Consider the following 25,264-nt stretch of genomic DNA (forward strand, 5'->3'; position numbering starts at 1 on the left):
ATATGGGTTGAATCCCCGATGGGTCCACAGTCGGTTTTATTATTTTGGGATGTTTTCCGTATTATGGAATTAAACCCGGTACGGATTTGTGCATCCATGCCGGGATCAAAGACATCATATCAGGTGATGGCATCAGCCGCGCGGTTTGTCTGAACCGGTATCATCCTGCTCGTTTTTATCTGCAACACCAGTTGCTTGCACTTGTCCGTCAACCGGTACTTGTCCGATGTCATCAGGATGCGCGGTGCCATCCGGTGTCATCATCCCGGCGATTTCATCGGCATCCAACGTCTGGTTTCCCGGTATGCTGCCATCCGGTTCGATATGGCCCGGATCATCGGTGATCGGGGATAATTCAAACGCCATCGGCGTTGTGCGTGGTACGGCAACGAACTGTCCCTGTTCCTCGATACTGATGCGACGGCCAAAGCCGGCACGATAGATCGCGAAACTTGCGACGCAGACACCGATGATTGCAAAGAATACCGGAAGCGCCCACGGGCCCATCTGCCCGATGGCACTGGCACCCAAAAGTGGGCCGGTGGCGGCCGACGCACCATAAATAATCAGGAGACCACCCGATGCCGGGACGATGTCCTCGGGTTCGAGATAGTCGTTCACATAGGCCACAGCCAATCCATAGATCGGCATGATGAAGACGCCGGTGATCCCGCCCCAGAGTGTCAGGTTGTTTCTGATCATCTCCGGGGCTGCCAGTGGCAGAAGACCACAAATCGCCAGTCCGAGCAAAACCACGATCATCACATACTGGCGCGGCACCATGTCCGATATCTTGCCAATCGGGAACTGCATGATCATGCCGCCCAGAATGACAAAGAACATGAAATAGGCAACATCCTGTGTCGGCAGACCAAGGTCGGCGGCAAAGACCGGACCGACACCATAAACCGCGCCCGACAGGACGCCAGCACCCGACGCGGCAACAAAGCCAAGCGGGGAAATATTGTAAAGGCGACGGAATGTCATGCGCTCGCCACTGACTGCGGTCGGCGGTGGTTGACGGGTCAGGGCAAGCGGCACCAAAGACAGCGACAGCAAGACCGAGGCGACGGTAAACAGCTCAAAGCTGTCAATTGGCGAGACATTGAGCAACAACTGACCAATCGCAAGCCCGCCAAGTGATACCGTCATGTATATGGCAATTGTGCCGCCGCGTGACGTGTTATCAGCCTGCGCATTCAGCCAGCTTTCAATCACCAGATACAGGCCCGATACACAAAGACCGGTTAATGCGCGAAACAGCGACCACGTAATCGGATCAACGATGACTGCATGCAGCAATGTAATAGCTGAACCGGTTGATGCCAGCGCGGCAAATGTCCTGATATGTCCCACCCGGTTGACAAGACTGGCACCCCAGACGATTCCGGCAACAAACCCGATATAATAGGATGCCATGATGATACCGGTGAAGATCGGTGCGAATCCTTCGGACGAGGCGCGCAGAGCCAAAAGTGATGATTGCAGTGACGCACCACTATTAAGCGCAAATGCCGCAAATAATGTGGCTGACAGTGCAATGATCAGTGCGACCGGCGAGCGCGGCATGGCATCCTCGTCTGAGTTTTGTGGGGTAATGATACCCTGCGGTATGGGTGCAAAGCATGTCAATCCAAACAAGCCGTTGAGGCAAAAGGATTGTCATCCATTTTGGAGCTAACGTTGGCTTGCACAATAAGTTCCCGTGCAAATTCATCGCATCCTTTAAGCGCGAAGCCTAACCGCGAACAGTGCCTGTTTTGCGCAACTGGCATGTGAAATGCGGACTGCTTGGTGGTCAATCAATGGACGGTCATGCCAACAAGCTGCTTGACCTTGACGCGATTGATGCTTTCTATGACCGGGAATTTGGTTCTTTTTGCCAAAACCATCCCGAAACCGGGCTGGATTTTGCGCGATTTCGTCACCAGCGAAACGGTTCACCTTCAAGTTCGGCAGTCAAAGCCGACCGGTGGATCACCATACGAGGGGAGGAAACCTTGAAAATGAAACGTACTCTTGGCGCTATTGCCGCCGGTGTGATGGCACTGTCCATGGCGACTGCGGCACAGGCCGAAACCCGTGTAACCCTTAAATCGGCCAAGGCAGCGTCGTCTTATTACCAGATGGCTGCCCAGTTTGCCGAAGCAATGAAAGTCGGCACCAACGGTGATGTGATCGTCACTGTCGAAGAAAGTCAGGGTTCGGTCCAGAACGTCATGGAAGCCATGGTGCGTCCGGGCAATTATGTGTTTACCTCCCCGCCCGGTCTGGTCGGTCTGGCACAGGCTGCCAAAGGCCCGTTCAAGGACCGCCCGGCTGAAAAATTCGCCGGTGTCCGTGCTCTGTTCCCGATCCCGTCCCTGACCATGCATTTTGTGATGCGCGCAGATTCCGGCGTAACCGATTTCCCGGGTCTTGAGGGCAAAACCATTCTGCTTGGCAAGGGATCCTTCGGTGCAAGCGAAGGTGAAAAATACCTCAAGCTGTTTGGTCTTGAAGGCAAGGTCAATCTGGCAGATGCCGAACTGTCGAACGCCGTTGCTGCGCTTAAAAATGGTCAGATTGACGGTTTCGTCACGGCGGGCTCCTGGCCTGCACCGAACGTCATCGAAGCGGCGGCCGGCACAGATGTAAATGTTCTGTCGCTATCTGACGAACAGCTTGCCCTGACCAAACGCGACAAGACGGTTATTCCGGCAGGTACCTATTCCAATCAGGATCAGGACATCACCACGGCGTCGCTTTCGGTTGTTGCCTTTGCAACCGACCAGATGGATGACGATACTGCCTATCAGCTAACCCGGACCTTCTGGGAACAGAAAGCCAAAATGGGTGAAAGCTCTTCCTGGTGGAATGGTGTTGCGCCGGAAATGCTTGCCAATATTACCGGCAAAATCCACGCAGGTGCCCTGCGTTACTATGCCGAGGCAGGCTTCCCGATCCGTGACGATCAGCGCTAGGACCTGATCTTATCGCATATGACAGGCCCGGCAGTCTTGCCGGGCCATTCTTTATCAAACGTACTGAATAAACATGTCGGCCATTTCTCGCCCCTTCTGGATTACCCTTGGTGCAATCTCGATTGCATTTCATCTCTGGCTGATTTTTTCCGGCCTTGTTCCCAACCTTGTCAGTCGACCGATCCATATGGCGCTTGCCTTGCCATGGGCGCTGATCTTTGTTGCGAAAACACCTGCACAAAAGATTTCGGGCATCATTCTGACCGTGACCGGATTGATTGGCTGTGGCTGGATCGTGTTCAATCAGTCCGCACTTGGGGATCAGTACGGATTCCTGATGGGCAATGGCCAGATCGCGATGGCTTCGGCACTTCTTCTTATCGTGCTTGAAATGGCGCGCCGGGCGATTGGATGGCCCTTGCCGCTGGTTGCTGCGATTGCTCTTATTTACGCACTTTACGGCGAATACATTCCCGGCGAGTTCGGTCATGCCGGTCTTCCGGTCGAAAGCATGCTTGGCACTCTGACCATTGCCGAAGGCGGTCTTTGGGGCAGCCTGACCGGTGTTTCGGTCAGCATCGTCGCGATCTTTGTAATTTTTGGTGCCGTCCTGAATGCCGGTGAAGCCGGGCAGGGCTTCATGAATGTTGCCGGTGCGGCGGCCGGACGCCTTAAGGGTGGTGCGGCCAAGGTATCGGTGGTGTCATCGGCATTGTTCGGGTCCATATCGGGATCGGCATCGGCCAATGTGGCATCGACCGGGGCAATTACCCTTCCTGCGATGACCAGGCTTGGTTATCCCAAACGTCTTGCAGCTGCGGTCGAGGCCGTTGCGTCATCGGGTGGCCAGATCATGCCGCCACTGATGGGGGCAGGTGCCTTTGTGATGGTCGAGCTGACCGGACGCCCCTATGTCGATATCATGGTGGCGGCGATCCTGCCGGCGATCCTTTATTTTCTGGCCGTCTGGGTCGGGATTAATGCCTTTGCCCAGCGCTATGACCTTCCCGGCGTTCCCGAGGAAGATCGCCCGCAAATGCGCGCGGTTGTCATTACGTCCTGTTTCTTCCTCGTCCCCTTTACAATCCTGCTGTGGGGGATGTTTGGCGGGGGTTACACACCGCAATATGCTGCATGTCTTGCTTTGATGGCGGGTGCAGCATTGCTGTTCTTTGATGCCGGACTGACCTTTGATCTCAACCGTGCAAAAGACCGGTTTACCGATGTTTGCCTGAATGCCGGACGTCAGGTTGCAATGATCGGGTCGATCATTCTGTGTGCCTCGATTGTCATCGGTGTTCTGGGACTGACCGGGCTTGGGATCAAGATCACCTCGCTTCTGCTTTCTGGGTCAGGCGGCATGTTGTGGCCGGCCTTGTTGCTGACGGCACTGGCCTGTCTGATCCTTGGGATGGAAGTCCCGACGACGGCGGCCTATGTGATCTGCGTGTCGGTTGCGGGACCGGCCCTGATCGAGCTTGGGCTTGAACCGCTTCAGGCACATTTGTTTGTGTTCTGGTTTGCGCTGCTTTCAACCATCACGCCGCCGGTCTGCGGGGCCGTGTTCATTGCCGCAGGCATGGTCGAGGAAAACTGGCTCAAGGTTGCCGGAACGGCGATGGCGCTTGGTGTCGGCCTTTACATCGTGCCTCTGGCGATGATCGCCAACGCATCGCTGATTGATCTGGCCAATGATCCGGTCTGGGCCATTGCCGCGGGGCTTAAGGTCGCGGTTGGTTTGACAGCCATATCGTTTGGTTTGATCTCACCACGTGCTGCATTTGTGCGGATTGCACTGGTCGCGGTTGGCGGGATTGCGATTTTTGCCGCTGGCATCTGAATGACAAAAGGCCGACATACATGTCGGCCTTTTGTTGAATTCTTTGATTTGAGTGGTGCGGCGGCGTTATGCCGACACGCGTCCACTGCGCGGCCCGGCAAATAGCCAGATAATCAGACCAAGGACCGGCAAGACCAGAATAAGCACGGTCCAGATGACTTTCGATCCGGTGCTGGCACCGCTGCCCATCACATTGACGATGGCCCATACGTCGGCAATCAGAACCAACAGGCCAATAATTCCACCATACTCAACCATGTTCCAACCTCATCACTATTGCTGCGGCGATCATGGCCGCGCCTGAAGGATAAACGGTTGATTACCGCCGTTGTTCCCGTGCGGGGTAACTTGATGACTTAACTTGGCTGTCAATCAGGGGCAAAGATTAGTGATCAGACAACCTGCCCGGCCGACCAGCCCGATGACCAGGCCCACTGGAAATTGAACCCGCCAAGATGGCCGGTCACATCAACGACCTCACCGATGAAATAAAGGCCCGGCACATCGCGTGCTTCCATGGTTTTGGAAGACAGGGCATTGGTATCCACCCCGCCAACCGTAACCTCGGCAGTGCGGTAACCTTCTGTCCCGCTTGGCGTAACCGACCATTGATTGACATCCATGGCAAGTTTGCGCAGCGCCTTGTCCCCGGTTTCGCCAATCGGGCGTTCAAGTCCGTGGCGGGCAGTAATCATCTGTGCGAGCCGGTTTGGCAGAATGCGCGACAGAACATTATGAACGGCCTGTTTCGGATTTTCGGCCTTGGCCGATTTCAAAAGATCGAACGCGTCTTCTTCCGGGTTCAGGTTAACCGAGATGCTGTCACCTTCGTTCCAATAGGACGAAATTTGCAAGATCGACGGGCCAGACAGACCGCGATGAGTAAACAGCAATCCTTCGCGGAACTGCTTTTTGTTGCAGCCAACAATCGCATCCACCGAGATGCCTGAAAGTTCACCGGTTCTGGCGCGCAGGTCCGGGTCAAAGACAAAGGGTACAAGCGCCGCACGGGTCGGGATAACATTGATCCCGAACTGGCGGGCAATCTGATACCCGAACCCGGTCGCACCGATTTTCGGGATTGATAATCCGCCACAGGCAACGACAAGGGACTGACAGGTCCATTGCGCACCGGTGCGCGTGGTGACGTCAAAACCTTCATCATCACGCCGCATGATGTTTGATATTTCGGTATTGAGGCGGATTTCAACATTTGCCGCATCACATTCATCAAGCAGCATGTCAATGATCTGGAAGGATGACTCATCGCAGAACAGCTGCCCCAGCGTTTTCTCGTGCCAGGTGATATTGTAGCTGTTCACCAGATCCAGAAAATCATGCTGCGTATAGCGTTTAAGTGCCGATACACAGAACCGCTTGTTCTCGGAAATGAAGTTTTCCGGGCTGGTATGGACATTGGTGAAATTGCACCGCCCGCCGCCGGAAATACGAATTTTCTCTGCGGGCTTGGCGGAATGATCAACGACGACGACAGAACGCCCGCGCTTGCCAGCTTCGATCGCGCACATCAGGCCAGCCGCACCTGCGCCAATGATCAGAACATCAATTTTTTTCACGTAAACCAGACCAGTTTGAATTGGATGAGTTGGCCAGCCTTATACGTGGAAATAAGGATGTTGTCAGCGTTCTCAGGCGCAACGCTGATTTGCTGATTTGCCGTCGACGGTTTTGTTCTGCGTTACGTCGGGACTGCATTCGGCGGTGTCTGTTGCGATATCGCGTTCGCTTGCAACCTGATTACGGCCCTTTGATTTCGCATGATAAAGGGCCTGATCAGCGCGTTCGATCAGGCGGACAAGTGGCTCACCAAACTTGAATGTGGCAACACCGATAGAGACGGTAACGCTGCCGATTACCTTGTTTGTCGTTCTACTGACGATTTTGTGGGTTTCAACACTTTGTCGCAGCAGATTGGCGAACTGTTTGGCGCATCCCAGTCCGGTTCCCGGAAGGATGATGGCAAACTCCTCGCCTCCGTAACGAGCGGCAAGGTCCTGTCCCTTGACATTGCGCTGAAGCGATTCAGCCATCAGACGAATGACCTGATCACCGGCCTGATGGCCGTGATTGTCATTGAAGTTTTTGAAGTGATCAATATCAAGCAACAGCAAGCTCATGGGCTTGCCATGCTCCATGGCAGACATCGCTTCTTTACGCAGTTGCTGATCGAACGCCTTGCGATTGGCAATGCCGGTCAGCCCGTCGGTCATGGCTTCGCGCTTCATATTTGCCAGATCCTGACGCAGACGGGAAATCTCCGTCGAGCTATGATCAAGGCTGTTTTCAAAGCTGTGATTTGCGCCTTCCATCTGCCGGGTTGCTCCCAAAAGACTGTCAAGGGAGTCTTCAAGATTGCTGAAATCTCGGCTGGCGATGTAGTCGCAGAAGTGATCCAGTGCCTTGCCATATTTGCTGGTATCGATACCGATTTTCTGCACGTTTGACAGGGTATCATTGATCTGGAGGCGTAAGTCCTCGGTAATCCTGCCAATGATCTTGCGTTCACGTTCAGCACCGAAAAAGCGGTCATGGATCGCCTTGCATTGCAGTTCGTCAAACTCGCAATTGTTGCTAAGCAGAATATCGATAGTCTGATTCATATCCGGGTTGGTACCCGCGATGTAGGAATAGAAGATCAGAAAATTGTCAGGATGCGGAACCACACCAAGTTGCGCCATCAGGGTAAGCGCACTCTTGGAATGTTGCTGGGCATTCTCGTGACGAAGACCGTATGTGTGCATGGCCAACCTGGAAGATATTCCTGATTATGTGTCGGAACGGGCAGAATACTCTCTTTCCAGTTGTGCAGGTTTGATTTGGATCAGTGATTTCTTATGGAGGTGTCGAGCCCGCGTTTTATGGTTTGTTCATTCCGGAAAGCTATGTTCAGATCATTCAAAGGGCAGGAAACAAAGGGCATGCAAACAATGTCGAAATTCAGGGATGTCATCAGGATTGTTCTTCTGACGGGCGTGTTGCTCATCGGCGGGGCAAACCATCACGCCTTTGCGCAGACCGATGGCGATAGCAAGTCACAGACGGAAAGCCCCCTGCCACCTGATGGTATTGATTTCAGACCACTTGATCCGGCAGAACGATCAAACATGCCGCCATTGATGGAGCGTTATGTTCTCGACGAACTTAAAAACCTGCGCACCGAGATGCAGGGCATGCGCGCAGAACTTTTGCGTGAAGTCGTCAATCGTCAGCTGGAAGCCATCGACAAGGCAATTTCCTATTCGTCCAATACGGTGACCTATTTCTTCTATTTTGTCGCAGCGGTCGGTGCGCTTCTGACCATGCTGGGCTGGCAATCCTTGCGCGAACTGAAATCAAGCGTGCGAAATCTGGCCGACACGGAATTGCATCGTCTGTCCGAAGAATTCGAAGCGCGCCTGTCATCGCTTGAAGATGAGCTGCGCCTGAAATCCAGGGTCATTAACGAACATCAGCACGAAATCGAACGGACCCAGACCATTCATGCCCTGTGGCTGCAAGCCAACCAGCTGTCAAACCCGCGCTCAAAAATCGAAACCTATGACAAGATTCTCGAACTGGCACCGGGCGATCCCGAAGTCATGGCCTATAAGGCCGATGCTGCCTTGCAACTCGGTGATCGTGACTGGGCACTTAGCCTGTGCAACCGGCTGCTGGCCGAGGCACCCGAAAATGCCAACGGATACTATCAGCGTGCTTGTGCGAATGCCGGTCTTGGCTTCCGCGAAGCAGCCCTTGCCGATCTGCAGCGTGCGGTGGAACTTTCTGAATCAATGCGACAACCAGCCTGGACCGAAGAAGAATTCGAACCCCTTCGCGATATGAAGGAATTCGAGGACATTCTTGGCGACAAGAATGATGCGAAACCCGCAGAATGATTTTGCGCCCCAAGGTGTCGGGGTAATACGGGTCGCGTCGAAAATGAAAAAGCCCCGCAGCAAAACTGCGGGGCTTTTTGCAATCTGAAGGTCGGATGCCTTATGCGGAAGGCAGCTCGTTCCAAAGCGGATGGATCGGTGCGACGTCTTCTTCGATCTTGGTGAAGCGTGCATCGCAATCAAAGAAATAGTTATCGGTCAGATCGTCATTGACCTGCGATACTTCGCCGACAATGACCGGGCCTTTGCCTTCCTGACCATAGAAGCGATGAACAAGTGTGCGCGGCAGCGTGACACTCTGTCCCGGTTCAAGAACCACCTTGCCGCCGGCAGGAAGGATGTTGAGCTTCCCATCGGTGCGGACATGAACGTCATTGACGCGATCCATCTGGCCGTCTTCGGTCAGGTTGCAAAGCTCGATCACCAGATTGCCGCCACCGCGTACAATGATGTCTTCCATTTTGACCTTGTGGTAATGCCATGGACATTCCTGATTTTCGCCAACAATCATGATCTTTTCGGCATAGGGGACTTCGCCCGGCTGACGCAGGATGCCGTTGCGCAGGCAGAAAAGAATCAGGCCGCGTTTGTCAAAATTGCCTTCGCCATAATCGGTCACGTCCCAGCCCATCTGATGGCCGCGGCACCATTTCGCAAGATCAGGTTCGGCGTCCCACTGTTGCGGGCTGTAATGTGCCCATTCCGGCAGTTTGAATGCGATGGATGCGTACAGCTCTTTGGCGTGCTCGATGCAGGCATTGATTTCAGAACGCAGCATGGAAGACCTCTTGTGGCTTATGGATGGTATGGGTCAGATACTGGAACAATGTTCTGGCCCTTAAACTGTTGGCGCGGTTTTAACATGACGGATATCAGAAAGCGATAGTTTTTGAATGCATTCAAAAGCGGGGATGGAAACAGATTTCAGGGAGCGGTGTCTGCTAAACGATGCCTCTCTATTGCCGTTTTTTCTGTCGATACACTGAGATAAGAAGTATTCTTCAAGACACAAAACACACGCAGTGGCTGTAGCATCAAGGGACAAGAACATGGCGCAATCTTCGGGCTTTGCAAATGTGGTCGCGGGAATTCTGGTTGCAGGCGGCATCGCGGCATCCGGATGGATGATCGGTCAGGGGATCGAAAACATGCGATCGCTTGATCGCTTTGTCACCGTCAAGGGATTGGCAGAGCGCGACGTGAAGGCTGACAAGGCCGTCTGGCCGATCACCTATGTTGCCACCGATGACGTGCTGCAAAATGCCCAGGGCAAGATCGATGCCGATACCAAAACCCTTCTTGATTTTCTGGCATCACATGGCATCAGCCGTGAACAGACCGAACTGCAAAATCTGCAAGTCACCGACCAGCTTGCCCAAGCCTATCGGTCGGGTCCGGTCGAAAGCCGCTATATCGTCAATCAAACCATTCAGGTCCGAACCGATGATGTCGATGCGGTGATCGCAGCTTCGCAGGATATAGGCAAACTGCTTCAGGGCGGGATCGTTCTGGGCGGGCAGGGCTATAATCCGGGGCCGAGTTATCTGTTCACCGGGCTTAACGCCATCAAACCCGAAATGATCGCAGCCGCAACCGCCAATGCCCGCGAGGCCGCCCTGCAATTTGCGACGGACTCGGGTGGTCAGCTGGGCGGTATCCGGCGGGCGACCCAGGGACTGTTTCAAATTCTGGCCGGTGATGGCGCACCCAACATGACTGAATCCAGTCAGATCAATAAAACGGTCCGGGTTGTGACCACCATGGAATATCTGATCAAGGACTAATTGTCCCGAAGGCCGGATGCAGGTTGTATGGGCCAGTTGCTGCACCGATCTGTTGACAGTCAGCCCAAAGCTGGTTTTATGCGCGCCATGGCGCAATTGATCCTGTTTAACAAACCATATGGCGTTCTGACCCAGTTTACCGACCGTGAAAACGGTCGGGCGACTTTGGCCGACTATATTGATCTGCCCGGGGTCTATGCCGCTGGCCGACTTGATCGCGACAGCGAAGGTTTGCTGTTACTCACCGATCACGGGCCGCTTAATGCCCAGATTGCTCATCCGAAATACAAAAAGCCCAAAACCTATCTGGTGCAGGTCGATGGCGAACCGACGGACGAGGCCCTTGATGCCCTGCGTAACGGGGTTGAGCTGAAAGACGGTATGACGCTTCCTGCCAGGGTGCGCCGGATCGACGCGCCCGCCAATCTCTGGGAACGTGATCCGCCGGTACGCTATCGCAAGGAAATCCCGACAAGCTGGATTGAGCTCAGCATTACCGAAGGTCGCAACCGCCAGGTGCGGCGAATGACGGCGGCGGTGGGTTTTCCAACCCTGCGTCTGATCCGCCATGCCATCGGTGACTGGACGCTTGATGGCCTGGCGCCCGGCGAATGGAAAGTGATCGAAGTCGAAGCACCACCCGCAACCCACCGGCGCTTGTCGCCTGGATCGGCAAAGCCGCCACGGCGTGACGAGCTTGATAAGATTGCGGCGGTGGATATTGCTCATGAACCGTCATCGCGACTGTCGCGCCGAAAGGGCAGGTATAAACCGGCCCGTCACCGAAATGCCCGGTCCGATCCGGCCCCGTCAGGGCAAGACCGGTCAAATCAGGGCCCCTCAGGTAAACGTGCAGCAACGACTGCGACCTCAGCCGGGCGCAGCAAAACGGGCGGTTCCGGAAGTGCAAAGCCCGGTAAACGTTCGTCGGGGCGTTCCGGCGTAAAATCATATTCTGTCAAAGGCGGGCGAAACGGTGCGCGCCCCAAGAAAGGATAGACCGACATGTTAAGTTATCTGCACGGATTTCATGCCGGGAACTTTGCGGACATGCATAAACATGCCGCTCTTTGGCTTGTGCTGTCGCATTTGCGCAAAAAGAAAAAGCCGTTCTGCGTAATTGATACCCATGCCGGGTCCGGCTGGTATGATCTTGGCAGTGAACAGGCCGCCAAGACCGGCGAATGGAAAGACGGCTATGCGCTGGCCAAGGCCGGTGCCAATCCCCCAGAAATGTTGCAGCAATATCTTGATCACGTTGCCGGTTTTGACCCGATGACAAGGGGGCGTGATTATGGTGTGCGCGAAGATGATGAATATCGTGGTCCGTTTTATCCGGGTTCGCCGTTTATTGTGCGCGAAATGCTGCGCGAGGACGATCAGCTTGTCCTGATGGAACTTCATCCGCGCGAATTTGAAACGCTGCATCACCGTGTAAAGCGCGATGACCGAATTCACCTGCATAAACGTGACGGATATGAAGGTCTGGTTGGCATGATGCCGCCTGCCATCCGTCGCGGTCTGGTGCTGATGGATCCGAGTTACGACGTCAAACAGGACTATCAGAAAGCAGCGATCGCCATCCGGCACGCATGGGGCAAATGGCCAACCGGGACATTCATGTTGTGGTATCCGATCCTTGAGGACGGCTTTGATGTCGACCTTCGCAGATCATTTGGCGCCATCAGGTCAGCGGGGGGCGTCCTGTGTGCGGAACTTGCAAGTCGCGATGGCGGGGCAAAGGGCCGGATGCGTGGCACCGGGTTGCTTGTGATCAACCCACCCTGGCAATTTGATCAGCAGCTTGATGAAATCGGGAACTGGCTTGCAAAGACATGCAAGCTCCCCGGTCCGGCCAAGCATTCAGTGCACTGGCTGGTTGCAGCCGAATAAAACAAGCCCCGCGACAAAGATGTCAGCGGGGCTTGGTGCGTTGGGACGCAGTGGTACTCGTTTGCGGGAAGTCAGATCCCGAAGAAGGGCTGCAGCAATTTGGGCAGCAGTCGATTGAATTTCATCGGCGCGTCGGTTGCGATCAGACAGATGCATTCCTCGGCGGTGTCGGCAATCGGTTGATGATCGACATCGTCGTCAAGATCGGCAACGTCACCGGCACGGAACCGGCCGATCTCGTCGATATATGATCCCTTGATCAAAAGCGTCATCTCATGACCATGATGGCCGTGATCGGGGATGGAAATTCCCGGCGCGATTTTAAGCAGACGGACAGTGCCCCTGCTTTCAATCGATTTCAGTTGAAAATGCTTTACACCCGGTGCCAGCGTTTTCCAGGGAATGTCATCGAGTGACGTGACATTTTCCGGAAGCAATTCGGCCAAGGGGCGGGGCAAAGCCGCCATCGCGCTGCCCGTAATGCTTTCGCCAACCGCAATACGCCGCAAGGATGGCAGTTTTTCCGTGACGATATTCTCGTTGGTGGCTTCACGTTCAAGCATTGCCATCACGTGATCGAGCGAGTGGGCTGTCATTTCCATGCTATCGGCATTTTCAAGCACAGCACCGCCCATGGTTTCAAACCCGTTGACCTTGCTGCGGCATTGCGGGCAGACAGTCATGTGGGTTGCCACCAAAAGTTCCATCGCCTGCGACAATGCGCCGCTGGAATAATCCATCAGGGTCTGGTCTGTTGGATGATGTTTGATATTCATGCGACACCTTCCAGTCCGCCACGTAACTTGCCAAGTGCAAGTCGCAACCGCGATTTCACGGTTCCCAGCGGGATATTCAGACGCTCGGCAATTTCGCTGTGTGAGCAATCTTCAAAAAACGACAATTCAACAACCACCTTCTGGTCGGCTGGCAATTCTTCCATCGCTGCCTTGACGAGAACGGCTTCCTGATCGCGGCTGACGACTTCGTCTGCCAGCGGGTCTTCGTCAACAATCAGCGTCGGGTCGGAATCATCAACCTCGATATGTTTGCGTTGCCGGAACCGGTCGATGCGAAGGTTTCTGGCAACCGTAAAAATCCATGTACTTGCCGCGGCCTTGGAGGGATCAAACAGGTGCGCCTTGCGCCACACCTGCATCATTGCTTCCTGTGCGAGTTCTTCGGCCGTTTCGGCGTTTCCGCCAAACCGGAACATATACGCCTTAACGCGCGGGGCAAAATGCGCAAACAATTGTGCAAACGCCTCGCGGTCACGTGTCATCGCAACAGCAACGATCCAATCGGCACATTTTTTTGCCTCCACCGGGTCAACCGGACCGGGGCGTTTGGGCTTGGTGCCGTTCATTCTGGTTTCGGGTCCCCTTTGGGGCCGCGCCAAGATCATGTTCATCATATAAATCTTACGGCGGCCGCGTTCATTTGGATCAGAAGAAATTGTACGTTTTCTGCCAGATACTTACAATGTCAGCAGGTAAATAATATTCAGTGATCCGCATGTTGTTGTGATGCGTACTCATATGTAGCTTTGAAATCATAACTGCAAGCAGGCCGGGCTCATATGAACGTTGTCACATCGGGGAAACTCAACATCGCAGTCGTCGGTTCCGGCATTTCCGGTTTATCGGCCGCATGGCTATTGAGCCAGTCCCACAACGTGACGCTTTATGAAAAGGATGACCGGCCCGGCGGGCATTCCAACACGGTTGATGCCGACCAGACGCCGGTCGATACGGGATTTATTGTCTATAACACCCGCTGTTACCCGAACCTTTGTGCATTGTTTGACCATCTCGATGTCAAAACCGTACCAACCGACATGTCCTTTGCCGCGTCGATGGATGAAGGCGGGCTTGAATATGGTGGGGGTGACCTCAAATCCCTGTTTGCACAGAAACGCAATCTGTTTCGTCCGCGCTTCTGGAAGATGGTGCGCGACATCTTGCGCTTCTACCGCGAGGCACCCGCCGCACTCGAAGACGGAACCGCCGAACATATAAGCCTTGGCGATTATTTGCGCGACAAACGCTATTCCAGGGCCTTCATCAATGATCATCTTTTGCCGATGGGGGCTGCAATCTGGTCGACGCCGGTCGATACCATGATGGCTTATCCGTTGGCTGCCTTTGTCCGGTTCTGTCAGAACCACGGCCTGTTACAGATCAAGGATCGCCCGCAATGGCGTACCGTGGTTGGCGGATCGCGCGAATATGTAAAACGCATGACGGCGGGCATATCGGGCGGGGTGATGCTTGATCGGGCGCTTGCAAAGGTCGGACGCAATCCGGCGGGCGGGGCCTATGTCGAAGACCGGTATGGCAAGCGCGATCTTTATGATCACGTTGTGCTGGCCTGTCACGGTGACCAGGCACTTGGCCTTCAGGAAAATCCTGATGCGCGGGTCAAAGAATTGCTGTCGGCCTTTAAATATGAACGCAACCTTGCCATCTTGCATAGTGACCAAAGCCTGATGCCGAAAAACGCGAAGGTCTGGTCAAGCTGGAACTATCTGGCCGAAGAACAGGATGGTGAACAAAAGGTCTGCGTTACCTACTGGATGAACCGTTTGCAGCATCTCGATGACAGCACCCCGTTATTTGTCACCCTCAATCCGCCGCGCCATCCCCAAACCGGCAGCGTGATCCGCTCATTCCTGTATGACCATCCGCTCTTTGATGCCGGTGCGATGGCGGCCCAAAAGGATCTGTGGTCAATTCAGGGCGTCGACAATCTTTGGTATTGCGGCAGCTATTTCGGATATGGCTTCCACGAGGACGGACTTCAGTCGGGCTTGGCAGTGGCCGAGGCCCTTGGAAATGTTCGCCGTCCTTGGACTGTCGAAAATGAAAGCGGTCGCATCCATGTCCGCAACTCCGCGAAATCGCAATCGAGCGAGGCCGCATGAGCCAACCATCGCACAGCGCAAACTGGGCTTCGGCCCTGTATGAAGGGGTTGTAACCCATCATCGGCTGCGTCCGAAACGCCACAAGCTGCGTTATTCGGTGTTTTCCTTCCTGCTTGATCTTGATGAAATCGATGATTTGTCATCCCGGCTTCGGCTGTTTAGCCGCAACCGGTTCAATCTGTTTTCCTTCCATGATCGCGATCATGCCGACGGAGCAAATACAAATTTGCGCCACCGTATGGAAACATTGTTGGGGCGTCATGGTTTGGGTGATTGTGCGCACAAAATCCGGTTGCTGTGCTATCCGCGGCTGCTTGGTTTCGTGTTCAATCCGTTGTCGGTCTATTTCTGTTATCGCGCCGACGCGACGATTGGTGCAGTCCTTTATGAGGTCTCGAACACCTTTGGTGACCGGCACAGCTACCTGATCCCGGTTGGGGAGCATGGCCTTGATGACAAAGGAGTTTTGCGCCAGTCCTGTGCCAAGGGGTTTTATGTTTCCCCCTTCATCGACATGGTGGCGGACTATCATTTCCGTATCCGTGTGCCCGGTGAAAATGTTGCGGTGACCATTCGTGAAACCGATGCCAAGGGCGCATTTCTAACAGCGGCATTCGTCGGTGATCGAAACGCACTTTCCGACCGTAAACTGTTTGGAGCATTCATTCGCTACCCGCTTATGACCCTGAAGGTCGTCGCGGGTATCCACTGGGAGGCGCTTCATCTTTGGCGCAAGGGGATGACATTCCACAAACGACCGGCACCCCCGCAAGACGCGGTAACCTATGTGCTGGAAACCGGGACTGCAGCGGCCCAAGCAGGAAAGAGATAAGAAAAATGCCAGACCGCAACTCTTCGGCTTCAGAATTGTCTGTTTCAATGCGCGATCGTCTTGTGCCCTTGCTGGGCAGCATGACGGGAAATCGCAGCCTGTTGAAAGTCATGCTGCGCAGGGTTTTGTCGCATCTGCATTACGGCAGGCTGACCCTTGTTCTGCCCGATGGAGACAATCTTCATTTCGTCGGTAACCACGAAAATGATCTTCAGGCCGCGATCCATATCCATGACTGGAAAGCCATTCGCAAGCTTGCCACAGGTGGTGACGTCGCCTTTGCCGAGGCCTATATGGATGGCAGCTGGAGCAGCCCTGACATTACCCGGCTGATGCGGGTTGCGATGCTCAACGAGAATATCGTCCGGGCGCGTCTTGCCGGGGGGCTTTTGTCACGCACGATTGCGCGGATCGGGCATTTGCGTAATGCCAACACGCTCGAAGGATCAAGACGCAATATTTCCTATCACTATGATCTCGGTAACGATTTCTATGCTGGTTGGCTCGATCCCGGCATGACCTATTCATCGGGATATTATCGCCATTCTGACATGACGCTTGAATCCGCACAGGCCGCAAAATATCAGCGTATCTGTGATCTGGCCGACTTGCAGCCGGGCGAAACGGTTCTTGAGGTCGGGTGCGGCTGGGGCGGATTTGCCGAACTGTCGGCTGGAAAATATCGCTGCAATGTGACCGGCCTGACATTGTCGGGCGAACAGCATGCCTATGCCCGTCGGCGTCTCCTGATGCAGGGGCTTAATGATCGCACCAACATTGTTCTGCGTGATTACCGTCATCAGGACGGACAGTTTGACAAGATCGTTTCCATCGAGATGTTCGAAGCCGTCGGTGAAGAACACTGGCCGACCTATTTCGAAATAATCCGCAAGTGTCTGCGTCCCGGTGGCCGGGCTGTATTGCAGATCATCACCATTGACGATGAACGGTTTGAAACCTATCGCAAGGGTGCCGATTTCATTCAGCGTTACATCTTCCCCGGTGGCATGTTGCCATCGCCAACAGCCCTTGCTGCGGCGGTCAGTGACGCGGGGCTCAAGCTGCAGCATAGTGAATTCTTCGGCAAATCCTATGCCCGTACGCTGGGCGAATGGCAGCGCCGGTTCCAGCATGGCTGGGATACAATTGCCAAACAGGGATTTGATCCGCGCTTCAAACGCATGTGGGAATATTATCTCGCCTATTGCGAAACCGGGTTTGAGTGCGGCTCGATCGATGTGGGTCTGTTCGTTATTGAACATCCCAACGATGCCCCAGCCTGATATTTCCCGTCACACGGCAATCTTTTATGCCCTTCCGGCGATGGCGGCCGCCGTGCCGACCATCCCGGCCTATGTATTATTGCCCAGCTACTATGGTGATGATCTCGGTCTTGGTCTTGCCATCACGGGTGCGGTGCTTTTGCTGGTGCGGGTAATTGATATGGCAACCGATCCGCTGATCGGCTGGTTATCTGATGTCACGGGCAGGCGCAAAATCTGGGTCGGTTTCGGGGCCGTGCTTGCCGGTATCGGATTATGGTATCTGTTCACGCCACCCGACGTTCCGGATGCGATTTATCTTTTTGTCTGGGCCAGTGTCCTGTTTCTGGGATGGACCCTTTTTCAGGTGCCCTATCTGGCCTGGGGGGCGGACCTGTCTGGCGATTACAAGACCCGAACATCTCTGACGGCCCTACGTGAAGGGGCGGGGTTGATTGGTATCGTTCTGGCCGGTGGTATTCCGGTTCTGATCCATGCAACGGATCGCGCTGATGAAATCAGGATGCTTGCGGTCGTCACACTTGTTTTGGGTGCCGTTTTTGTCGCACTTCTGATCTGGCAGGTGCCTGATCCTGTTGCGCAACGTAAACGTCCAAAATCTATTGCCATGGGAAGTCCAACAGTTGCCATCCGTCTTGGATTGCGCAGCTTGCGCGATAATCGGCTTTTTGTGCGGTTGCTTGCAGCCTGGATGATCAATGGTCTTGCTGCCGGGTTGCCAGCGGTGTGTTTCCCGCTTTTCGTGCGCTATTATCTGCAACTTGATCAAGGCACGGAAAACGTTCTGATCCTGCTGTATTTCCTTGCGGCAATCATCGCCATTCCGCTTTGGGCTTTTCTGTCGGCCCGGCTTGGAAAGCATCGTGTCTGGTGCCTTGCGATGGCAATCGCGATCATTGCCTTTGGCTTTGTGCCGTTCCTTTCGGTTGGGGATGCGGTCGGGTTCGGGGTGATCTGTCTTGTGACAGGTGCGGCACTGGGGGCTGATCTTGCCCTGCCACCGGCCATTCAGGCCGATGTGGATGACTGGGATCATTACCGTTTTGGGACGCGACGGACCGCATTGCTTTTTGCCCTTTGGAACATGACCAACAAGCTTGCCATGGCGCTTGCCGCCGGGATTGCTTTGCCAATTCTGGGGGCATTTGGACTAACGGATGACGCGGGGCAAAAAAGCGGCGCATTGGTGGTGCTTGTTTTGATCTATGCGGTCATCCCCATCGTACTGAAATCAGGAGCAATCGGGATGATGTGGCGCTTTCCTTTGGGGGCATCGCATCAGATTGCAATATGTCGGCGCCTGTCACGCCGCACTGTTTGATCTTGGGGCCAGATAGTCAGGAGCAAGTTCGTGCTGCGTAAAACAATCGCGTTGTGTTTGTTGTTGCTTGTAACCGGATGTGGGTCAATGAAACCGCAGGATTTTGCGCAAAAAGAACCCGTCTTCGATGTATTCGATTATTTCGAAGGCAGCAGCCGCGCTTGGGGAATATTTGAAGATCGATTTGGCAAATTGCGTCGTCAGTTTACCGTTGATATCACCGGGACAGTGACGGACGGTGTTCTGACTCTCCAGGAAGATTTTTTGTATGACGATGGCGAAACGGATCGTCGGGTCTGGGTGATCACCAAATTGGCGGATCACACCTATGAGGGCCGCGCAGATGACGTTATCGGTACTGCCATCGGAAGCCAGTATGGCAATGCCTTGAACTGGACATATGACATGGATCTCAAGGTCGGGGATGGTACCTGGCGGGTCAGTTTCAATGACTGGATGTTCCTGCAACCGGACGGGGTTCTGGTTAATCGTGCGCGGGTCAAGAAGTGGGGTTTGGAAATCGGCGAAGTGACTTTGTTCTTCAGAAAGCCGCAACACGTCGCGCAAGCTGCCGAATAATCCATCCAAGGACAGGCAGCTTGCCATAAAAATGCTGGCCCGAATCCCAGTAATCAATATGGGATTCGAGAAGGCTGCCATCCTGATTAAAGCTGACTTCGGTCATGCCGGTGAATTCCCACAAACCGATGACCGGGATTTTTGCGCTAAATTGCCAGCGCAGGAACCCCAGATCACCGTCAAGCGCTTCATGGGTAACCACAAAATTCGGGTGTTGGGTTTCGCGGAACGTTTTGCCCAGATAGGCACACACATTATCTGGCCCGTGCAATGTGGTGAAGGGATCGGAAAACGTAAAATCCTCCGTCACCATGCTCGACAATTCATCGACCGTATCAGGCGACAGGTTTTCAAAATAGGCGCCATAGGCAGCCAGCAAATGACGTTTCCTGTTTGCGATCTCGTTCATGCCTTCACCAGTTTGCGCATCAGTTTGAAAAACAGCCCATAAGGTAGAATTCGCGTCAGTTTCAGTTGTCGGACAAAGGGCGGTGGAAAGGCAATTTCGAAATCATTGCTTTTGCACAAATCCCGATACATGAAGTTTGCCGCCTGCTCGGGTGTTAGCAAATAGGGCATCTCGAAATCATTCTTGTCTGTAAGGCGCGTTTTGACAAATCCCGGATTGATCACGCGCAGTAAAACGCCAGTTCCTGTCAGTTCGGTATGAAGCGTCTCACACAGATTGATAAGTGCAGCCTTGGTCGGGCCATAGGCCGCAGCATTTGGCAATCCGCGATATCCTGCAACCGAGGCAACCACGGCAATTTCACCCGACTTGCGCACCCGCATGCGGGCCAAAAGCGGCTCCAGACAATTGACGATTCCCATATAGTTGGTGTCGATATGGCTTCGAATGGTTTCTGCTGAGAACCCCGAAACCTTCATCGGGGAATAGATCCCGGCCGCCAGAACAACCAGATCAGGCAGGCCAAATTGCTGTTCGATGGTGTTAAGGGCGGTTTTAACCGCATTCGGATCGGTAACATCAATCGATACGGGGGTAATGCCGGGCATTTCGGTCGCCAAATCACGCAATTTGTCCGAATTTCGTGCCGAAATGATGATGTTTTGGCCGTCTGATGTCGGTTCATCATGGAATTTACGGGCCAATGCGGCACCAATCCCTGCTGATGCCCCGACAATCCAGATGGTCTTGAACGACTTGGTCATCCCTGATCCTTTCGGGCGGTCCGGGTCTGGCAATTCATGCAGCGATAGGTGATGGTTGAACCATCGCGCGCCTTGAATTGCAATCCGACCCAGCGACCCTGATGGTCGTACCAGGCATTGGTTTCAAGCTCACCGTCATAGGTAAACTCCGTTGCCTGAATCGTCCCGTTTGTTGTGCGCAGCATTTCGCTGCCATATGGTGTGATATCGACCGCGTTTGCCTTGCCCGTGATGGTATTGAGCACCGACTTCCCGGCCAGAACCCCGCAATGCCAGTGATCGGTCGGGAAAATTCCCGCCGGCACTGTTTGTATCCCGTCGGGACCATCGACAATCAGCCGGTCCTGATCACGGGTTGCACGAACCGATGTTTTCTTGCCATCGTCATCAACAGTGACAGACAGCCTGGTCAATTGATTGCCCTGCCACATGCTTTCGGACCGATAGGCAAAGCTATAGGCGTTAAAGCCAAGGAAACTGATATCGATATTGCTTTGGGCAATGACCTGAAGTCCGTCACGGCCCTGATTGAAGGTCACACTATGGCGCCCGACTGGGGCATCATTGCGGCGGATCTGGAATTGCAGTTCAGGACCATACCGTTTTACCGGATCAAACCCGCGACAGGTATCGGGACGCTCGAACGCATCTGAAAGTGCGACACTACGCAACCGATCATTTTCCCGTGCCGCAGATGGCGTTGCTGCTGGATTTTCCGCATCTTTTTGCGTTAGCGGACTGGCTTGCGATGCAGGCAGCATGGCAAAGCCCGCAGCACCAATCAGGCTTGCCGCGAAAAGGGCGGATCGAACAGGCTTGGGAATCTGGTCCATTGTCTGGTCCATTGTTTGGGCATTCCGGGTTGCATCGATACGGGTTGAACAACGGGTTGTATGTTCTTGTTACGAAGAATGCTGATCGCCGGATCAAACGTCATCGGCATTGCCGGGGGCCGTCCGATGGGGTAAAGCAGGGGCTTACATGAAAGGCCAAGCCATGCCCCATCCAATTGCCGAAGACCTCATCGCGCATGTCCTGCATCGCGATTCAAATGTCATCGTTTTGAACAAGCCGCCGGGACTGGCGTCGCATGGCGGGCCAAAGACCTATTTTCATGTTGATGCCTATCTGCCGGATCTGAAATTCGGCATTCAGTCTGAACCGACTTTGGCGCATCGTCTTGACCGTGATACGGCGGGCTGCCTTTTGCTGTGCCGTCATCCGAAATCGTCCAAGAAAATCACCCGCCTGTTTACCGAAAAGAAAATCGGCAAAACCTATTGGGCGATTGTGCGTGGTGCGATGGAGGACGATCACGGTTTCATTGATGCGCCGATTGGCAAAACCAATGATGAAAGCGGCTGGCAAATGGTTGTCCACGAAGATGGACAGCCTTCAAAGACCGAATACAAGGTACTGGGACGCGGCAAGGATGCCGATGGTCAGGACATTACATGGCTCGAACTCGTCCCGCATACCGGACGGACCCATCAGTTGCGTGTTCATCTTGATCATATCGGGCATCCGGTGGTCGGGGATCCGTTCTATGGGCGCGGGGATGAACCGCCGATCTTCGGCGCGCCGCCGACCCTGATGCTGTTATCGCGTCAGATCATCGTGCCGTTCCATGCTGATCGCGACCCGGTCGTGGTTGATGCCCCGCCGCCCGAATTGATGCGGGCCGGGCTTTCAGCCTGTGGTTATGACGGGGATTATGCCGCGCATGCGAGCTCAATTGATGCTCAATATACCGGCGATGATAGCGATGCTGAAGGCGGAGAGTAATGTCTCAAGCGTGATGATCGATGCCATGGCATCGGGATCGCCATTAAGCTGACGCGCAAGGATATAGGCATTCCCGGCACACGGCATTCCGGCATAAAACACCCCCATGGCCAGAACCATGCCATCAACGCCCGCCAGATGCAGGCAGATGCCGGTAATCAGCGGCAGGATGGCAAGCTTGATGGTGGTGGCCAATGTGATGGCCCAGATGGCCTTTTTGCTCAGGATAAATCGAAGTCCCGCCCCAACCGAAAGCAGGCTTAGCGGCAGGGCCGCGGTCTTGAACAGGGCAGCGGTATTTTCGATGGGCAGCGGAACGTGAATGTTACTCACATTCAGGATCGCACCCGCACCAGCGGCAATGATGATCGGGTTTTTGACAATCCCGTTGATGATCCGGGTCAGGCTGCTTTTGCCGCCGCTAAAGGCACTTAGGACGACAACACCGAGCATGTTGGTGGCAATCACCATGACCGCAACAAAGACAATGGCAAGTGCCAGTCCCTCGGCCCCGTAAAGTGCATCGGCAACCGCAAGCAGGACATAGCTGTTATAGCGAACCGATCCCTGAAAAATGGATGTGAACAGGGGCGTGTCACGTGTGATCAACGGGCGCAGCAACAACAAAGCTGCCGACATTCCAAGCGTCGCGGCAAGGGTGACACCCACAGCCGTTCCGGCATTGCCACTTGAAAAATCTGCCCGGTAAATCTCGACAATCAGAAGGGATGGCAACAGCAAGTAATAGGTCAGCCGGTCAATCCCCGCCCAGATGTCAGACCCCTTGATCAGATAGCGCTTTAGTGCTGCCCCAACGAGGATGGCAGCAAAAATCGGAAAGATCGCAGCGATCAGTTCATAGGCAAGTTGCATGACGGACGGGGCGCTCTGAAACGGGTGGGCAGATATCGGGGGAATATCCCCCGGCAATCATCAAACTTTTCGATTGTTGTAATCGGCAAAGACCTGTTCGGGGGAATGATTGCGATATTGCTCGCAGATTTCCTCGAACCGGGGATTGCTGATCAGAAGGTCAGCCGTGCTTTGGTTGCACGCAATCGGAACCTCATAGAGGTTTGCCAGACGGATCAGGGCACGCACATCCACATCATGGGGGTGTGGTGTCATCGGATCGGTAAAGAAGAACATGGCCTGTAGCTGGCCATGGGCAATCATTGATCCCAATTGCTGATCACCGCCAAACGGCCCGCTTTTAAGCGGGTGAATATCAAAGTCCGGAAACCGTTCCTGCAACACGCGCCCGGTGGTGCCGGTGGCAAAGATACGGGTATTGGCAAAGCTCGCCTGATGCTTGGCCAGCCAGTCGGCCATTTCGCGTTTGCGACGATCATGGGCAACGACGCCGATGGATAAGGTCATTTGTGGTCTCCCGGCCTTTGGCATTGATTTATCATACTAATCCGCAATGCCGTCTGGCGTCACGCGCCAATCATCGGACAAATGTGCAAAGCTGCCCTGCCGGAATGGAACTTGGCCCATATTGTGCGGCTTGGTGATGCCCCAAAACAAAACGGCCGCCCCAAGTGAATAGGACGGCCGTTTGCAGATCAGAAAACTGATCAATTACATGTGGATCGCGCGCTTGCCGGCATCCAGTGCGGCTTCCTTGACGGTTTCGCCAAGGGCCGGATGGGCGTGGCAGGTGCGAGCGATGTCTTCGGCAGATGCGCCGTATTCCATCGCCAGAACCACTTCGGCAATCAGATCGCCAGCAGCCGGACCGACAATATGCGCGCCGACGACACGGTGCGTTTTCTGGTCTTCAAGCAGCTTGACGAAACCATCGGTGCTTTCCATTGCCTTCGCGCGGCCATTGGCGGTGAAGGGGAATTTACCGACAGCGTACTCGACGCCTTCTTCCTTAAGCTGTTCTTCGGTTTTGCCAACAGAAGCAACTTCCGGCCAGGTGTAAACAACACCCGGGACCTTGCCGTAATCGACATGGCCTTCTTCACCGGCAATCATTTCCGCAAGGGCAACGCCGTCTTCTTCAGCCTTGTGGGCCAGCATCGGACCGACGATGGTATCGCCGATTGCAAAGATGCCGCCGATATTGGTCTGGAAGTATTCGTCGGTTTTGACACGACCGCGTTCGTCGAGTTCAACGCCAACTTTATCCAGGCCAAGGCCGGTGGTGTACGGACGACGACCGATGGCAACCAGAACCACGTCGGCTTTGAGTTCCTCTGCATCACCGCCCTTGGACGGTTCAACAGTCAGGGTCACACCGGACTTGGTGGTTTTGGCAGAGGTAACCTTGTGACCGAGTTTGAAGTCCAGACCCTGCTTGGCAAAGATGCGCTGGGTCTGTTTGACCAGCTCGCCATCCATGCCCGGCAGAATGCGGTCAAGGAATTCAACAACGGTGACTTCGGCACCCAGACGACGCCAGACGGAACCAAGTTCCAGACCGATGACGCCAGCACCAATGACAACCATCTTCTTCGGCACTTTCGGAAGGGTCAGCGCGCCGGTCGAAGAGACGATGTTTTTCTCGTCAATTTCAACACCCGGCAGCGGGGTGACTTCCGAACCCGTCGCAATGACGATGTTCTTGGCATTCAGGGTTTCTTCGCCGCCATCAAGAAGGGCAACCTTGACCGAGGTCGGCGAGGTGATCTCGCCGGCACCTTTGACATAGGTAACCTTGTTCTTTTTGAACAGGAATTCGATGCCTTTGACATTGCTGTCAACGACCTTGTCCTTGCGGGCCATCATCTTTTCAAGATTGACCTTCGGCTTGGAAACTTCGATGCCGTGGGTATCGAAATGTTCCGAAGCTTCTTCGAACAGGTGCGAGGAATGCAGCAGAGCCTTGGACGGAATGCAACCGACATTCAGGCAGGTACCGCCAAGTGCACCACGTTTTTCAACGCAGGCAACTTTAAGACCAAGCTGTGCGGCGCGGATGGCGCAAACATAACCGCCAGGACCGCCACCGATCACGACAACGTCGTAGTTCTCACTCATGAG

Annotated in this window: 25 protein-coding genes; 12 read left to right on the plus strand and 13 right to left on the minus strand. The window is 54.3% G+C overall.

Annotation, left to right across the window (positions count from 1 at the left end):
* Nucleotides 1–132 precede the first annotated feature (132 nt).
* Nucleotides 133–1,569: an MFS transporter gene (locus TH30_RS04970; RefSeq protein ID WP_258548612.1), complete on the minus strand. Its 1,437-nt coding sequence runs from the start codon at nt 1,567–1,569 to the stop codon at nt 133–135.
* Between the two features lie 437 nt (nt 1,570–2,006).
* Between TH30_RS04970 and TH30_RS04975 the strand changes: the two genes are divergently transcribed.
* Together TH30_RS04975 and TH30_RS04980 are read left to right on the plus strand one after the other, a co-directional pair.
* On the plus strand, nt 2,007–2,963 hold the full coding sequence (locus TH30_RS04975) for a TAXI family TRAP transporter solute-binding subunit (protein WP_114097189.1): 957 nt from the start codon (nt 2,007–2,009) through the stop codon (nt 2,961–2,963).
* A gap of 73 nt (nt 2,964–3,036) precedes the next feature.
* The gene (locus TH30_RS04980; RefSeq protein ID WP_114096985.1) at nt 3,037–4,803 is read left to right on the plus strand and encodes a TRAP transporter permease; all 1,767 of its coding nucleotides are present in this window, start codon (nt 3,037–3,039) and stop codon (nt 4,801–4,803) included.
* Between the two features lie 66 nt (nt 4,804–4,869).
* On the opposite strand, the gene TH30_RS04985 is transcribed toward TH30_RS04980, so the two are convergent.
* From TH30_RS04985 to TH30_RS04995, 3 genes are all read right to left on the minus strand, one after another.
* Nucleotides 4,870–5,061: a PLD nuclease N-terminal domain-containing protein gene (locus TH30_RS04985; protein ID WP_114096986.1), complete on the minus strand. Its 192-nt coding sequence runs from the start codon at nt 5,059–5,061 to the stop codon at nt 4,870–4,872.
* Nucleotides 5,062–5,195: 134 nt separating this feature from the next.
* On the minus strand, nt 5,196–6,380 hold the full coding sequence (locus tag TH30_RS04990; RefSeq protein ID WP_114096987.1) for a BaiN/RdsA family NAD(P)/FAD-dependent oxidoreductase: 1,185 nt from the start codon (nt 6,378–6,380) through the stop codon (nt 5,196–5,198).
* Between the two features lie 72 nt (nt 6,381–6,452).
* Nucleotides 6,453–7,565 carry a GGDEF domain-containing protein gene (locus tag TH30_RS04995; RefSeq protein WP_258548628.1) on the minus strand — a complete coding sequence of 371 codons (1,113 nt, stop codon included), beginning with the start codon at nt 7,563–7,565 and terminating at the stop codon, nt 6,453–6,455.
* 177 nt (nt 7,566–7,742) lie between these two features.
* Between TH30_RS04995 and TH30_RS05000 the strand changes: the two genes are divergently transcribed.
* Nucleotides 7,743–8,699, plus strand: a complete 957-nt coding sequence (locus tag TH30_RS05000) for a TPR end-of-group domain-containing protein (RefSeq protein ID WP_258548613.1) — start codon at nt 7,743–7,745, stop codon at nt 8,697–8,699.
* A 100-nt stretch (nt 8,700–8,799) separates the two neighbouring features.
* On the opposite strand, the gene TH30_RS05005 is transcribed toward TH30_RS05000, so the two are convergent.
* Entirely contained in the window at nt 8,800–9,477 is a 678-nt protein-coding gene (locus TH30_RS05005) for a D-lyxose/D-mannose family sugar isomerase (RefSeq protein ID WP_114096988.1), read from the minus strand.
* Nucleotides 9,478–9,748: 271 nt separating this feature from the next.
* Here TH30_RS05005 and TH30_RS05010 point away from each other — a divergent pair, with 271 nt between their 5' ends.
* Genes TH30_RS05010 through TH30_RS05020 form a run of 3 tightly spaced genes read left to right on the plus strand, consistent with a single transcriptional unit; the run spans nt 9,749 to nt 12,376 of the window.
* Nucleotides 9,749–10,483: an SIMPL domain-containing protein gene (locus TH30_RS05010; RefSeq protein WP_114096989.1), complete on the plus strand. Its 735-nt coding sequence runs from the start codon at nt 9,749–9,751 to the stop codon at nt 10,481–10,483.
* Between the two features lie 27 nt (nt 10,484–10,510).
* Nucleotides 10,511–11,482 (plus strand): rRNA large subunit pseudouridine synthase E, encoded by a 972-nt coding sequence (locus TH30_RS22620; RefSeq protein ID WP_309471197.1) that lies wholly within the window; start codon nt 10,511–10,513, stop codon nt 11,480–11,482.
* Nucleotides 11,483–11,488: 6 nt separating this feature from the next.
* Nucleotides 11,489–12,376: a 23S rRNA (adenine(2030)-N(6))-methyltransferase RlmJ gene (locus TH30_RS05020; RefSeq protein WP_114096990.1), complete on the plus strand. Its 888-nt coding sequence runs from the start codon at nt 11,489–11,491 to the stop codon at nt 12,374–12,376.
* 71 nt (nt 12,377–12,447) lie between these two features.
* Here TH30_RS05020 and TH30_RS05025 read toward each other — a convergent pair whose 3' ends face one another.
* Nucleotides 12,448–13,152: a ChrR family anti-sigma-E factor gene (locus tag TH30_RS05025; RefSeq protein ID WP_114096991.1), complete on the minus strand. Its 705-nt coding sequence runs from the start codon at nt 13,150–13,152 to the stop codon at nt 12,448–12,450.
* Entirely contained in the window at nt 13,149–13,739 is a 591-nt protein-coding gene (locus TH30_RS05030) for a sigma-70 family RNA polymerase sigma factor (RefSeq protein WP_258548614.1), read from the minus strand. The genes TH30_RS05025 and TH30_RS05030 overlap by 4 nt, the downstream gene beginning before the upstream one ends.
* A 213-nt stretch (nt 13,740–13,952) precedes the next feature.
* Between TH30_RS05030 and TH30_RS05035 the strand changes: the two genes are divergently transcribed.
* The 5 genes from TH30_RS05035 (at nt 13,953) to TH30_RS05055 (ending at nt 19,312) form a co-directional block, all read left to right on the plus strand.
* Nucleotides 13,953–15,296, plus strand: coding sequence for an NAD(P)/FAD-dependent oxidoreductase (locus TH30_RS05035; protein WP_114096992.1), 1,344 nt, complete (start codon nt 13,953–13,955; stop codon nt 15,294–15,296).
* Nucleotides 15,293–16,129, plus strand: a complete 837-nt coding sequence (locus TH30_RS05040; protein ID WP_114096993.1) for a DUF1365 domain-containing protein — start codon at nt 15,293–15,295, stop codon at nt 16,127–16,129. Before TH30_RS05035 ends, TH30_RS05040 begins: the two co-directional genes overlap by 4 nt.
* 47 nt (nt 16,130–16,176) lie before the next feature.
* Complete coding sequence (locus TH30_RS05045; RefSeq protein WP_258548615.1) at nt 16,177–17,412, plus strand: SAM-dependent methyltransferase; 1,236 nt, start codon at nt 16,177–16,179, stop codon at nt 17,410–17,412.
* Nucleotides 17,399–18,733 carry an MFS transporter gene (locus tag TH30_RS05050; RefSeq protein WP_114096995.1) on the plus strand — a complete coding sequence of 445 codons (1,335 nt, stop codon included), beginning with the start codon at nt 17,399–17,401 and terminating at the stop codon, nt 18,731–18,733. The genes TH30_RS05045 and TH30_RS05050 overlap by 14 nt, the downstream gene beginning before the upstream one ends.
* Before the next feature lie 87 nt (nt 18,734–18,820).
* A complete protein-coding gene (locus TH30_RS05055; RefSeq protein ID WP_258548616.1) occupies nt 18,821–19,312 on the plus strand; it encodes a DUF3833 domain-containing protein in 492 nt (163 codons plus the stop codon).
* Here TH30_RS05055 and TH30_RS05060 read toward each other — a convergent pair.
* The 3 genes from TH30_RS05060 to TH30_RS05070 are packed head-to-tail and all read right to left on the minus strand — an operon-like array spanning nt 19,275 to nt 21,330.
* The gene (locus TH30_RS05060; protein WP_114096997.1) at nt 19,275–19,721 is read right to left on the minus strand and encodes a nuclear transport factor 2 family protein; all 447 of its coding nucleotides are present in this window, start codon (nt 19,719–19,721) and stop codon (nt 19,275–19,277) included. The two genes, TH30_RS05055 and TH30_RS05060, sit on opposite strands and share 38 nt — an antisense overlap.
* Nucleotides 19,718–20,485, minus strand: a complete 768-nt coding sequence (locus TH30_RS05065) for an SDR family NAD(P)-dependent oxidoreductase (protein ID WP_114096998.1) — start codon at nt 20,483–20,485, stop codon at nt 19,718–19,720. Before TH30_RS05065 ends, TH30_RS05060 begins: the two co-directional genes overlap by 4 nt.
* Nucleotides 20,482–21,330: a DUF6134 family protein gene (locus tag TH30_RS05070; RefSeq protein ID WP_258548617.1), complete on the minus strand. Its 849-nt coding sequence runs from the start codon at nt 21,328–21,330 to the stop codon at nt 20,482–20,484. Before TH30_RS05070 ends, TH30_RS05065 begins: the two co-directional genes overlap by 4 nt.
* 136 nt (nt 21,331–21,466) lie before the next feature.
* On the opposite strand from TH30_RS05070, the gene TH30_RS05075 reads away from it, so the two are divergent.
* Nucleotides 21,467–22,270 (plus strand): RluA family pseudouridine synthase, encoded by an 804-nt coding sequence (locus tag TH30_RS05075; RefSeq protein ID WP_114096999.1) that lies wholly within the window; start codon nt 21,467–21,469, stop codon nt 22,268–22,270.
* On the opposite strand, the gene TH30_RS05080 is transcribed toward TH30_RS05075, so the two are convergent.
* The 3 genes from TH30_RS05080 to lpdA all read right to left on the minus strand — a co-directional run bounded on the left by TH30_RS05080 (nt 22,217) and on the right by lpdA (nt 25,261).
* On the minus strand, nt 22,217–23,143 hold the full coding sequence (locus TH30_RS05080) for an AEC family transporter (protein ID WP_114097000.1): 927 nt from the start codon (nt 23,141–23,143) through the stop codon (nt 22,217–22,219). The two genes, TH30_RS05075 and TH30_RS05080, sit on opposite strands and share 54 nt — an antisense overlap.
* 60 nt (nt 23,144–23,203) lie before the next feature.
* Entirely contained in the window at nt 23,204–23,650 is a 447-nt protein-coding gene (locus TH30_RS05085; RefSeq protein ID WP_114097001.1) for a methylglyoxal synthase, read from the minus strand.
* Between the two features lie 204 nt (nt 23,651–23,854).
* Nucleotides 23,855–25,261 (minus strand): dihydrolipoyl dehydrogenase, encoded by a 1,407-nt coding sequence (gene lpdA / locus TH30_RS05090; protein ID WP_114097002.1) that lies wholly within the window; start codon nt 25,259–25,261, stop codon nt 23,855–23,857.
* Between the last annotated feature and the right edge of the window lie 3 nt (nt 25,262–25,264).

Origin of the sequence: Thalassospira profundimaris, assembly GCF_003326795.1 — a bacterium.
In the GTDB taxonomy this organism is placed as follows: Bacteria; Pseudomonadota; Alphaproteobacteria; order Rhodospirillales; family Thalassospiraceae; genus Thalassospira; species Thalassospira profundimaris_C.